General features: G+C 63.8%; 11 protein-coding genes. 9 read left to right on the top strand and 2 right to left on the bottom strand.

Features of this window, described 5'->3' with window-relative positions; genetic code table 11:
* Window positions 1-8: 8 nt before the first annotated feature.
* The 6 genes from NGM28_RS20640 (at window position 9) to NGM28_RS20615 (ending at window position 7035) form a co-directional block, all read left to right on the top strand.
* Window positions 9-626 (top strand): c-type cytochrome, encoded by a 618-nt coding sequence (locus tag NGM28_RS20640; RefSeq protein WP_213659044.1) that lies wholly within the window; start codon window positions 9-11, stop codon window positions 624-626.
* Between the two features lie 238 nt (window positions 627-864).
* Window positions 865-1500: a thiol:disulfide interchange protein DsbA gene (dsbA, locus tag NGM28_RS20635; protein WP_252091258.1), complete on the top strand. Its 636-nt coding sequence runs from the start codon at window positions 865-867 to the stop codon at window positions 1498-1500.
* Between the two features lie 12 nt (window positions 1501-1512).
* A complete protein-coding gene (locus NGM28_RS20630) occupies window positions 1513-2367 on the top strand; it encodes an endonuclease/exonuclease/phosphatase family protein (protein ID WP_252091257.1) in 855 nt (284 codons plus the stop codon).
* A gap of 85 nt (window positions 2368-2452) precedes the next feature.
* Window positions 2453-4432, top strand: a complete 1980-nt coding sequence (locus tag NGM28_RS20625) for a GGDEF domain-containing protein (protein WP_240064113.1) — start codon at window positions 2453-2455, stop codon at window positions 4430-4432.
* A 108-nt stretch (window positions 4433-4540) separates the two neighbouring features.
* A complete protein-coding gene (locus NGM28_RS20620; protein ID WP_252091256.1) occupies window positions 4541-5317 on the top strand; it encodes an N-acetylmuramoyl-L-alanine amidase in 777 nt (258 codons plus the stop codon).
* A gap of 98 nt (window positions 5318-5415) precedes the next feature.
* The gene (locus NGM28_RS20615) at window positions 5416-7035 is read left to right on the top strand and encodes an EAL domain-containing protein (RefSeq protein ID WP_252091255.1); all 1620 of its coding nucleotides are present in this window, start codon (window positions 5416-5418) and stop codon (window positions 7033-7035) included.
* 120 nt (window positions 7036-7155) lie between these two features.
* On the opposite strand, the gene NGM28_RS20610 is transcribed toward NGM28_RS20615, so the two are convergent.
* Both NGM28_RS20610 and algB read right to left on the bottom strand, forming a co-directional pair.
* Window positions 7156-8934 carry a KinB sensor domain-containing domain gene (locus tag NGM28_RS20610; protein ID WP_240064110.1) on the bottom strand — a complete coding sequence of 593 codons (1779 nt, stop codon included), beginning with the start codon at window positions 8932-8934 and terminating at the stop codon, window positions 7156-7158.
* Window positions 8931-10277 (bottom strand): sigma-54-dependent response regulator transcription factor AlgB, encoded by a 1347-nt coding sequence (gene algB, locus NGM28_RS20605; protein ID WP_213659051.1) that lies wholly within the window; start codon window positions 10275-10277, stop codon window positions 8931-8933. The genes NGM28_RS20610 and algB overlap by 4 nt, the downstream gene beginning before the upstream one ends.
* Before the next feature lie 497 nt (window positions 10278-10774).
* On the opposite strand from algB, the gene NGM28_RS20600 reads away from it, so the two are divergent.
* Genes NGM28_RS20600 through NGM28_RS20590 form a run of 3 tightly spaced genes read left to right on the top strand, consistent with a single transcriptional unit; the run spans window position 10775 to window position 11738 of the window.
* A complete protein-coding gene (locus NGM28_RS20600; protein WP_240064109.1) occupies window positions 10775-11059 on the top strand; it encodes a hypothetical protein in 285 nt (94 codons plus the stop codon).
* Between the two features lie 43 nt (window positions 11060-11102).
* Entirely contained in the window at window positions 11103-11264 is a 162-nt protein-coding gene (locus NGM28_RS20595; protein WP_011531543.1) for a DUF1328 domain-containing protein, read from the top strand.
* A 3-nt stretch (window positions 11265-11267) separates the two neighbouring features.
* Window positions 11268-11738 carry an inhibitor of vertebrate lysozyme family protein gene (locus NGM28_RS20590; RefSeq protein ID WP_240064108.1) on the top strand — a complete coding sequence of 157 codons (471 nt, stop codon included), beginning with the start codon at window positions 11268-11270 and terminating at the stop codon, window positions 11736-11738.
* Window positions 11739-12338: the final 600 nt, after the last annotated feature.

The following is a 12338-nucleotide window of genomic DNA, read 5'->3' as shown; positions in this document are numbered from 1 at the left end:
ATTAGCTGATGAACAAACTATTCGTGAGTCTGCTGTTGACCATGGGGGTCGCAGGTGCGGCAAGTGCTGCGGAACCCATCAAAGGCGATGCTGCTGCCGGTCAGGCCAAAACCGCTGTCTGCGGGGCCTGTCACAACCCTGACGGCAACAGCCTGGCACCGAACTTCCCCAAACTCGCCGGCCAAGGCGAGCGGTATCTGGAAAAGCAGCTGCACGACATCAAGTCCGGCAAGCGCACCGTGCTGGAGATGACCGGCATGCTGGCGAACTTCAGTGACCAGGACCTGGCCGACATCGCCGCCTACTTCTCAAGCCAGAAAGGCAGCGTCGGCGCCGCCGACCCGAAACTGGTCGAGCGTGGCCGCGCCCTGTTCAATGGCGGCGACCTCGAGAAGGGCATGCCGGCCTGTACCGGTTGCCACTCCCCCAATGGCGCAGGTCTAGCCCTGGCCGGCTTCCCGCATCTGGGCGGCCAGCACGCGCAGTATGTCGGCAAGCAGCTGACCGACTTCCGCGAAGGCAACCGCACCAACGACGGCGACGCCATGACCATGCGCACCATCGCCGGCAAGCTGAGCAACAAGGATATCGAGGCCCTGTCCAGCTACATCCAGGGCCTGCACTGAGTCATGTGTCGTGGATGGCGTCGCTTTGGTAGGAGCCGGCTTGCCGGCGAAAGCGCCCGTCCAGGCACTGCTATCCTCGCGTTAACACTCGGTTAATGCTTCAGCGCTAAAGATGAAAAGGGCAGCCCAGGCTGCCCTTTTTTCTATCCGTAGCCGTTACACTACAGAACTCGAGCCCTTCCCGACCTGTCTCATCAAGGTCGCGTCGAGGCGACCAAAGACTGCTCAGGAGTAAAGCATGCGTAAACTGATTCTCAGCGCTGCGCTGGTCGCCGCCAGCGTATTCGGTATGGCCGCCGTGCAGGCCGCAGAGCCTGCAACCGCCGGCAAGGAATATATCGAGCTGAGCAACCCCGTCCCGGTGTCCGTGCCAGGCAAGATCGAAGTCGTCGAGCTGTTCTGGTACGGCTGCCCGCACTGTTACCACTTCGAACCGACCATCAACCCGTGGGCTGAAAAGCTGCCGAAGGACGTCAACTTCAAGCGCGTCCCCGCCATGTTCGGTGGCCCGTGGGATAAACACGGCCAGATGTTCCTGACGCTGGAAGCCATGGGTGTCGAGCACAAGGTCCACGAGGCCGTCTTCGAAGCCATCCAGGTCCAGCGCAAGAAGCTGATGGAGCCTGAGGAAATGGCCGACTTCCTGGCCACCCAAGGTGTGGACAAGGACAAGTTCCTGGCCACCTACAACTCCTTCGCTATCCAGGGCCAGGTCAAGCAGGCCAAAGAGCTCGCCAAAAAGTACGAAATCACCGGTGTTCCAAGCCTGGTGGTCAACGGCAAGTACCGCTTCGACCTGGGTACCGCTGGCGGTCCTGAGGGCGTGCTGAACGTCGCCGACCAACTGATCGCCAAGGAGCGCGCCGCTAAGTAAGCGGCGACCGCCATGGGCCGGATCCGCTCGACACGTGGTATCGGCCTGCACCAGCCGCAGGTCAACGAGCGTCACCTGCAGGCCCCGGGCCTGCCTGAGGACGGTCGTCTGCGGCTGCTGAGTTTCAATATCCAGGTCGGCATCAGCACCGAGCGTTACCGCCACTACCTGACCCGCAGCTGGCAGCACCTGCTGCCGCACGCTGGCCGGTCCGGCAACCTGCAGAAGATCGGCGACCTGCTCAACAATTTCGACCTGGTCGCCTTGCAGGAAGCCGATGGCGGCAGCCTGCGTTCGGGCTACGTCAACCAGGTCGAGCACCTGGCGCAACTGGGGGCTTTCCCCTACTGGTACCAGCAGCTCAATCGCAACCTCGGGCGCTTCGCCCAGCACAGCAATGGCGTGCTCAGCCGCCTCAAGCCCCAGCAACTGGAAGACCATCCCCTGCCCGGCCCGGCCGGCCGCGGGGCAATCCTGGTGCGCTTCGGCGAGGGCGAGGATGCGCTGATCGTGGTGATGATGCACCTGGCGCTGGGCGCCAAGACCCGTGCCCGGCAGCTGGCCTATATCCGCGAGCTGATCGGTGGCTACCGCCACCAGATCCTCATGGGTGACATGAACACCCATGCCACCGACCTGCTCGATCATTCGCCGCTGCGCGATCTGGGCCTGGTCGCACCCCAGGTCGAAGCTACCTTCCCCAGCTGGCGGCCGCAGCGCTGCCTGGACCATATCCTGCTCAGCCCGAGCCTGACGCTGGAGCGCGTCGAGGTGCTGGCGCAGCCGATTTCCGATCACCTGCCCGTCGCCGTCGAGATCCGATTGCCTGAAGCCCTGACTGTGGATACGCTGCCGGTCCTGAGCTAGCGCCTGCAGCACTCAAGTCTTCGGTCTGTTCGCCGAAATCGAGTCATTACAGGACTAGATGCGATCACCGGATGCGGATCCTGGCATGACCGAAGAAGCCGAGCGCTGGAAAGAAAAATACCTTAAAAGCATCGAACAGCAGGAAAAGCTCGAACGGCGCTGGGCCGCTCGTCTCGACTTGCTGCGTCGTGGCCTGGTGCGCAGCACCCTGGCGGCCGAAGGTAGCGACAAGATTGTTGACCAGTGCATGAAGGAAATGCGCGAGGTCATCCGCAGCGACAATATGGACGCCGGGCTGGCCGGGCTGATTCCACGCCTGGAAAAAGCCGTGCTCGACTCCGAGCAACGCCGTGAAACGCGCATGACCCAAGTCAGCGATGCACTGACCGCGCTGGTCACCCAGTTGCAGACCCTGCCCCTGCCTGGGGAAGTGGCGCGCCCACTGAAGAAGCTGGCGAAGAAGTTGGATGGCGGCGTCAGCCAGTCCCGTGAACTGCCCCCGCTGTTGGGCGAGCTCAGTGGTTTGCAGGGGCGCGCCCTCAACGCGGTGCAAAAGCCTGATGAGGAAGCCAGGCCGGGCTTTCTCCAGCGCCTGTTCGGCGGGCGTGACGAGTCTCAGGCCGAGATGGCCACGGCGGCTGTCGCCGTGACGTCCCCGGCGCTGGCGCCGGTCCCGGTCGAGGCACCCGCGGCGCAACCTGCCCTGCCCCAGGATGCGGACGAACTGCATGCCCTGAACGCTGCACCTGCGCCTGCGGTGGAGGAAGAACCCGAACCTGTGCCGGACATCGAAGTACCGGGCCCCGCGCTGGTCGAAACCGTCGCGGTGATTCCTGTCGAGCCCACGCCTGTGCCCGAGCCCGCCCTGGTGGTCGAGGAGGCAGCAGCGCCCGAACTTGCCAGTGTCGAGCCCGAGGAGCAACCCGCCGAAGAAGTTGAGCCGGCACAACTCCCCGCGCTCGCGGACATCATCGAAGGCGAGGACGGCCCCTACGCCCTCCCCGATGCGGTCGAGCCCCCATACAGCCAGGTAGCCGCCCATATCGAGCAGACCCTGATCGGCCTGCTCGATGACCTCAGCCTGCCCGAACGCCACAAGGCCCAGGCCCTGGAGATGCGCGAACGCGTTGCCCGCGGCCTCAACTGGTACGAGTTGATCCCGGTGCTGGACGACCTGGCCGTGCTCATGCTGGCCATTACCGACAGCGGCCAGCACGAGTTCGAAGCCTATCTGCAGCAACTCAACGAGCGCCTGGAAACCTTCCAGAGCCACCTGCACGAAGCCAGTGCCGGCCACGCGGACAACAGTTCCGCCGCCCGTGAACTGGATAACCAGTTGCGCGAGCAGGTCGACGGTCTGCAGAGCAGCGTCCAGGGCGCCGCCGACGTGGACAGCCTCAAGCACATCCTGGAGAACCGCCTCGAGGGTTTGCTGGTGACCATGGATGAGCACCAGCATGAGCGTGACCGACGCGAACAGGAGCTGGCTGGCCGTCTGCAAGGGTTGGCCGAGCGGGTGGCGAGCATGGAGCAGGAAGCCCTCGGTTACCGCGAGCACCTCGAGGAACAGCGGCAGAAGGCGATGATCGACCCCCTCACAGGCCTGCCCAACCGCGCCGCCTGGTCGGAGCGTGTCGAACATGAAGTGCTCGACTGGCAGGAGAACGGTGGTCACCTGGCCATGGCGATTCTCGACCTCGACCACTTCAAGCGCATCAACGACGGTTATGGCCACCTGGCCGGCGACAAGGTGCTGAAGATCGTCGCCGACCAGTTGCGCAAGCGCCTGCGTGGTCGCGATTTCATTGCCCGTTTCGGTGGCGAGGAATTCGTCCTGCTGTTGCCGCAGACCTCGCCGCCCGCAGCGGTTCAGGTCGCCGAGGGGCTGCGCGCGGCGATCGAGGCCTGTCCGTTCCACTTCAAGGGCGAGCGTGTGGTGATTACCGCGTCCATCGGTATCAGCGCCTTCCGCTCCGGTGAGCGTGGCGACCAAGTGCTCAAGCGCGCGGACGATGCACTGTATCGGGCCAAGGACAAAGGACGGAACCGCATCGAACAGGGGTAGCCGGACTGCGGGGGTGCGTAACAAGGTGTTGCGCATTCACAGCGATATCCCGCCCTTAGCACGTTATACTGTAGCGCTGTTGTCGCTTACCCTGACGTGCGTCCTGCAATGAAAAAACTCATCACCGCCCTGCTTCTACTCACCCTTGCTGGTTGCTCCAGTGGCCTGCGCATCGATCGCAGCCACCCTTCGGCCAACCAGGACAGCCGTATCCAATTCGTCGTCCTGCATTACACCAATGCGTCGCTGGAGCGCTCCCTCGCCTTGCTTACCCATGGCGAAGTCAGCAGCCACTACTTGATCGGCGACGGGCCGGCCACGGTCTATCAACTGGTGGATGAAAACCGCCGGGCCTGGCACGCGGGCGACAGCCAGTGGCAGGGGCGTACCTGGCTCAATTCCAGCTCCATCGGCATCGAGATCGTCAACCAGGGCTACACCGACACGCCGAGCGGCCGGGTCTGGCACCCCTACAGCGAGGCGCAGGTCCAGTCGTTGGTCGCCTTGCTCAAGGACATCGTCAAACGCAACAACATCGACCCCCGGCACATCATCGGGCACAGCGATATCGCGCCGCTGCGCAAGCTTGACCCAGGCCCACTGTTCCCTTGGAAGCGCCTGGCCGACGCCGGCCTTGGGGTCTGGCCGGAGGCTGGCGCGGTGGCGCGGCAGCAGGCGTATTTCGAGGTCAACCCACCCAGCATTGGCTGGTACCAGCAGCAGCTGGCGCGCTTCGGCTATGCCATCGAGCAGACCGGCACCCTGGATGTGGCAACTCGCCATGTGATCGCGGCCTTCCAGATGCGCTTCCGCCCGCAGCGCTTCGACGGCATGCCGGACGCCCAGACCGCCGCGATGCTGCAGGTGCTCAACCGCAAGCGTTGACCCCGCCTCGAGGGGTTGCCCCTCGAGCGTCGCGCCAAACGGCCAGGCCGATCATCGATTCCGTTGCTATACCTTTGGTAATCAACCGGATGCCGCGCATGTCTGCCCTGATCGCTTCGATGCGCCAATTTTTTTACCATCCGTGGCTGCTTGCCGTGATCGCGGCACTGGCCAGCGCCGCCCTGTTGCTGGCCGCCAGCGTCGGCCTGACCCTGCAGCAGATGAAGCAAAGCGAAATCGAACAGATGAACGCACGGGGTGAGCGTTTCCTGGATCGCCTGGAGCAAGTGTTCGGCCAGTTGCGTGAGGGCGTCGACCAGCTTGAGGGGCAGAACCTGCGCGGCTGTGGCCCGGCGATGCTCGAGCAATTGCAGCAGGTGGCACTGAAGTCGCGCTTCATCTACGAGGCGGCCTATGTGGATGGCCGGGACAGTTGCTCCAGCCGGGGGGTGGATCGACAGGTCGATTCGCTGCGCAGGCCAGATATCCGTGGGCCCACCTACAGCTATTGGCTGAACACCACCACCGAACCCAATGACAACCTTGCCGCGCTCATGCTTGGGCGCGGCAGGTTCCTGGTGTCCACTTCCCGGGGGCATCTTTCCGATGTGGTCGACCTGCCTCCCGGTGGCAGCCTGCTGGTGGTACTTGACCGAGGCAACCGCGCGATCCCGGTGCTGGGCCCGGAACAGCGCTGGCCGCCGACTGCCGACTGGCCACCTCCCCTGCATAAATCGCTGCTCGAATTGCCCGACCGCCTGGTCTACCTCATGTCGACCAAGTCGCCGGACTACCAACTGGTGCTGATCGCCCCCCGGGCCAGCCTGCCGCTGAGGCTCAATGGCCTGCTCTGGCTGCTGTTCCCGGGCAGCGTAGTGCTCGCCGGCTGCATCGGCTGGCTGGTGCTGCAACTGATCCAGCAACGCCGCTCGATGAGCTCGGAGCTGCAACAGGCCCTGCGCCGGGGCGAGCTGCAGGTGCTCTACCAGCCGATCTTCGAGCTGGACAGCCGCCGTTGCGTCGGTGCCGAGGCGTTGGTGCGCTGGCGGCGCCCGGACGGCAGCCTGACCAGCCCGGACCTGTTCATTCCTTTGGCGGAAAACACCGGGCAGATCCGCGAGATCACCGATTTCGTGTTGCAACGGGTTCTCGAGCAATTGGGGCAACTGTTGCGCGCCAACCCGCGTCTGTATATCTCGGTCAACCTGGCGGCCTGCGATGTCATGGAGCCACGCATCGGTCGCGTGGCCCAGCGGCTGCTGGCCCAGCACCGGGTGGCCGCCAGCCAGATCGCCTTCGAGGTCACCGAGCGTGGCCTGATCGATGTGGTGGTGGCGCGGGACAACCTGCAGACCTTGCGCGCCGTGGGGCATCAGGTGCTGATCGATGACTTTGGCACGGGTTACTGCAGCCTGGCCTACCTGCAGACCCTGCCGGTGGATTGCCTGAAGATCGACAAGGCCTTCATCGACGCCCTGGGGCACGATGCCGCCAGCAGCGGCGTGGCGCCGCACATTATCCGCATGGCCCACGACCTGCACTTGCGGGTGATCGCCGAAGGGATCGAGTCGGAGGACCAGGCGGAATTGCTCAACAGTGAAGGGGTCAACTACGGGCAAGGATGGCTGTTCGCCCACCCGCTCAACGCCCGCCAGTTCGTCGAGCTGATCACCCGGGGGCGCCGGGTGGCGGGGCGGCGGATCGATGATGAGCCGTGAATAGAGGCATCTGCGGCGCTCGACCGTAGGAGCGGCTTCAGCCGCGATCACCCGCGAAGCGGGTGCCATGCAGGGTGATGCCTGCACCGCGGATGAATCCGCTCCTACAGAGGGGTTGGTTCAGACAGGCAGCGCCATGTAGAACTGCGTCCCCTGCCCCGGCCGCGAGAACACGCCCATGCGCCCGCCATGCAACTGCACGATCTCCTTGCACAGCGCCAACCCCAATCCAGCCCCGCCCTTCTTGCGGCCGACCTGCACGAACGGCTCGAAGATCCGCCCCTGCTGCCCATAGGCGATGCCCTCGCCGTTGTCCTCGACGCTGATGATCACCCGCTCGGCATGGCGCCGCGCATGCAGGCGGATGCGCCCGCCGACGGCGGTATGGCGGATGGCGTTGTGCAGCAGGTTGTCCAGTACCCGGTCGAGCTGCGCCGCGTCAGCCTGGATGCGTGGCAGGGGCGGTTCCAGCTCGCGGAGCAGTTCGATCTGCTTGTTCGCCGCCTGTTCGGCGAAGCGGGTCTGTGCGCGTTCGAACAGCTCGTCGAGGGCGCAGGGGGCCAGTACCAGCTTTTGCAGGCCGCTCTGGTAGCGAGAGAAGTTCAGCAGGTCATTGATCAGTTGGGTGAGGCGCTGCATTTCCTCAGCGATGGTGTCGAGCAGGTCGTTCTCCCGGGCGCCTGCCGGAAAGCTGACGCGCTCGCGAAGCAGGCCGAAGGCCATGTGCATCCCCGTGACCGGCGTGCGCAGCTCATGGGATGCACGCAGCACGAACTCGCTACGCACGCGTTCGAAGGCCCGCTGCTCGGTGACATCGTGCAGCACCATCACGGCACCGAGGATAGGCCCCTGGGGGTGGCTGACCGGGGTCAGGCTGTAGGTCAGCAGGCGGCTTTCTTCGTCCACTTCCAGGTTCAGGTCGTCCGGTGGCCGATCCAGGCTGCCGCCACGTAGCACCTGACGCAGCTGTTGTTCCAGCTCCGGCCGTTGCAAGGCTTCGGCCAGGCTCACGCCCAGCCGGCTGGGGTCCCAGCCGAGCTGGCGCTGGGCTACGGGGTTGAGGTGCTCCAGGCGGCCCTGGCGGTCGATGATCAGCAAGCCGTCGTCGATGCTGTCGAGCACCGCCTGCAAGCGCTGCTGACCGGCCAGCAGTTCGTCGATGTTGGTGGCCTGGTGCTTGCGCAAGGCGTCGGCCATCAGGCCGAAACGTCGGGTCAGCTGGTTCAGCTCGGTGGCCTGGGTGACGGGCAGGGTGACGTCGAAATTGCCCTGGCCAACCTGGTCGGCGGCCTTGGCCAGTGCTTCGATCGGCTGACCGAAGCGGCGCGCGATGTTGTGCGCGGTGATGAAGCCCAGCACCAGCACCGTCAGGCCCATCAGACCCAGCAGGCCACTGACCAGCAGGGCGTGGTCGCGGGATTTCTCTTCGCTGCGGATGATGTGTTCCAGCGCCTGCCGGTGGGAGTCGAGCAAGTCGGCGCGGACTTGGTTGAATGCCGCGCCTAGTGGTTGTTCGACGCCCATGCTGCGCGCGGGGGCCGGGCTTTCACGGTAGGCCTGGACGAATGCCTGGTAATTGCTGGCGGCCTTGCTGAAGCCGGTACGCTCGCCGCCCTGCTCCAAGCCCTGGTTGAGCAACGCCTGGAACTGGTTCTGCAGGGTGACCAGGTTATTCGGGTTGGTGTCCTCGTCGAGCATCAGATTCAACTGCTCGCCCAGGTTCTGCCGCAGCTTAAGGCCCAGGTCCAGCGAGTGGGTGGTGTCCTGGACCAGGCGCTGTTGCTGGGTGGCCATCTGCATCACGCTGACCAGGCCCAGGAGCAGCCCGAGCAGCGCCACCGTGATCAGCGCCGAGATGCTGAGGAACAGGCGCGTGCGCAGCTTCATCGGCCATTTCATAAGTTGTACTGCTTGCGCTTGCGGTACAGCGTGGAGGCGTCGATACCCAGGGTCTTGGCGGCCTGGTCGAGGGTGTCGCTGGTGGCCAGCACCGCGCCGATGTGGGCGCGCTCAAGCTCTTCCAGGCTCAATGCTGCGCCGACCCGTGGCGTGTTGCCGGCAGGCTGTTCACCCATGCCCAGGTGGCTGATTTCCACCCGCTCCTGGGGGCAGATGATGCTGGCGCGCTCGACCACGTTGCGCAGTTCGCGGATGTTGCCCGGCCATCGGTAGTTGAGCAGCGCCGCGCGGGCCTCATCACTGAAACCCTTGGCCGGTCGTGAGTACTCCTTGACGAAACGGGCCAGGAAACGATCGGCCAGGGTCAGGATGTCCTCGCTGCGCTCGCGCAGCGGCGGCAGGTGCAGGGTGATGACGTTGAGACGGTACAGCAGGTCTTCGCGGAAGCGGTTTTCGCGGACCATTTCCTCGAGGTTGAGGTTGGTCGCCGCGAGGATGCGCACATCGGCGCGGCGGGTGACCGGGTCACCGACCCGCTCGTATTCCTTGTCTTGGATGAAACGCAGCAACTTGGGTTGCAGGGTGAGGGGAAAGTCGCCGATCTCGTCGAGGAACAGCGTGCCGCCATCGGCCTGGCTGACCCGTCCCAAGGTGCTTTCGCTGGCGCCGGTGAACGCCCCGCGGGTGTGGCCGAACAGTTCACTTTCCATCAGCTCGGCGTTGAGCGATGGGCAGTTGATGGTCACGCAGGCCTTGCGAGCGCGCTTGCTCCAGCCGTGGATGGCGCGGGCCAGTTCCCCCTTGCCGGTTCCGGACTCGCCGAGGATGAGGATATTGGCGTCGGTGGTCGCTACCTGCCGGGCGGTTTCCAGCACGGCCATCATGGCCGGGCTGTGGGAATCCAGGCCATCCTTGGGTTTGCGCACTTCGCCTTCGAGGGCTTCCAGACGCGCCGACAGCTGGCGCACTTCCAGTTGTTTGGCGGTGGCCAGGCGTAGCTGGTCGGGACTGCAGGGTTTGACCAGATAGTCGGCGGCGCCGGCCTGGATGGCGTCGACCGCAGTGTCGATGGCCGAATGCGCGGTGACGATCACCACCCGCATCCAGGGGGCCTGAATGCGCATCTGCGCCAGGACGTCGAGGCCATTGTCCTCGCCCAGGCGCAGGTCGAGGAAGCATAGGTCGAACACCTGGCGCTGCAGCAGGGTCTCGGCCTGGGCGGCGCTATTGGCGGTGGCCACGCTATAGCCTTCGTCTTCGAGGCAGTAGCGGAAGGTGCGCAGGATCGCGGACTCGTCGTCCACCAGCAGGATGCGGCCTTGGTTGTCCTGGGCTGGTTCCATTTCCTGCGCTCCTTTGGGGGGTGGTCTGAGTTAGTGTCGGAAAAATCGGGCAAGTTGCATGGTTGATTCTGATTGATTCATCTCCCTGCATGCTAGTCGCTTGCCAGGATGATGACCAAGTGCCTGAAAATCATGGGGTTGTGCGCTTTTGTGGGCTTTGGTGTTTTTGAGAATTGGCGCTGCTGTGCAGCGCATCGCGGATGAATCCGCTCCTACAGGCACGGTCACGTTGCAATAGAGGTAGGAGCGGATTTATCCGCGATGCGCCGCATGAGCGGCGCTCGATCCCACAGGCGCTACAACTCCTGAAGACGGCAACGTGAATCGTGCAAAGTGCACGGCGTACAGGAGCGCATCGTGCAGGATACGTCCCAAGTGGTTACCTAATAAATATATAACTTATTGAATTTAAAGCATTTTTATTTGTGTGAAAGACTGGCACGCCGGCTGCACCTACCTGTTCAAGACAGACAACAGGTCCAGCAGGAGGAGCCGGCATGAATCGCCAACCCGTCAACCGCACGCAGAGTATCGCCCTGCCCCTGCGTCAGCTGCTGTTCCTCGCCATGGCCGTGCTGCTCACCCTGGCGGCCGGGCAGTTCTACTACAGCCTGCAGACCGCCCGCCTGGCCGAACAGGTAGCGATGCAGACCGCGCTGTTGACCCAGTTGAAGGCCAATCATGCCAGCACCCTGGTAAAGGCGGCCGAACCACTGCCCGCCCCCGACGCCACGCCTGCTGCCGTCGAGAACATCGTGCCCCAGGACCGCTGGGTGTTCTGAACCCAGGCCAACGACCGATTTCGCACAAGAAAGGAGAGACATCATGCTGAGTTGGGCCATCACCTTCCTGATCATCGCCATTGTCGCCGCAGTACTGGGCTTCGGTGGTATCGCCGGCGCAGCGACCGGCATCGCGAAGATCCTGTTCATCATCTTCCTGGTGCTGTTCGTGGCTTCCTTCTTCTTCGGACGCGGCAGGGGTTGAACCATGAGCCGGATGCTTTGCACTGCCCTGGCCGGCGCCCTGCTTCTGGGCGCCGGTACGGCGGCGATGGCGGCCAATGACGGCCAGGTCCGTGCCGACCAGTTGTTGGGTACGGACCCTGAATACCGGGAAACCTGGCAGGACACGATCAAGGGCGAGGAGCGCCTGCCCGAGTGGGTGATCAACCTCAGTGGCAGCGCCCCGCTGCAGATGTCCGCAGTGACCGAGGACGGTGACAAGTACCTGGTCGGCCCGCTCTGCGAGTCCCAGGGCAACTGCACCTACAAACGCCTGATCGTGGCCTTCAGCTGGGACAAGGACCATGCCTACGGGATGCTCGTGGAAGTGCCCGAAGGCCTGCCTGGCGACAAGTCGCCCACCCGTCATGCCGAGTACCGCTGGCTCGGCAAGCCGGACGACGGCATGCAGGCGCTGCTGCGTGAGCAGCTCAAGCGCGACCCGAACTGGTACTGACCAGCGGTCACGCTCTGTAACGCAATGGAAGCTGAACCTTTTTATCGTTCTGGCTTCTATGATGCGCGGCCCCGAGGACGGGCTGCGCATGACCAGGGGGCCGGGCCGTTCTGACTGTTGCAGGGTCGGAGTGGCCTAGGGGTACAGGGAGTGCCTCCGCAATGGGCCGGGTCAGGAGAGGGTGGCATCGGAAGCTGCAGATCGGCCGTGTCGAGCACGATGCGCTGACCGGTCTGGCTTCCGAGGCGCCTCCTGTAGGAATTCTTCCTTCTATATGTACGACTTTTTACCAAGACACATTTTGTCTCGACCGTATATCGAAATTTTTTAGGCTGTCCGATAGGTCAGGTCGGAGGGCATTTCAGCCATTCGGATTGTCGAACACGCCATTCGAACCCCCGCATGCATACCTCTAAATCTGCCTAAAAATGGCGCTTTGGTCTTGTTCGGAAATCCGAACGTTGAAAATCAAGGCCTTGGCGATGCCCGATTTACGGGTTGAGTCTCATGCCGATTCGGCATAGGGTAGTCGTTTCCGGCATTAGACTGCCCCCCTTCCCATCGCAATAGTTGCCGCCTTTTTCCCTGGCCCGAGCACCT

It is taken from the genome of Pseudomonas sp. MWU13-3659 (genome assembly GCF_023757525.1).
In the GTDB taxonomy this organism is placed as follows: domain Bacteria; phylum Pseudomonadota; class Gammaproteobacteria; order Pseudomonadales; family Pseudomonadaceae; genus Aquipseudomonas; species Aquipseudomonas entomophila_E.
The sequence above is the reverse complement of the archived record's forward strand: the minus strand, read 5'-3'. Positions and strand labels throughout refer to the sequence as shown.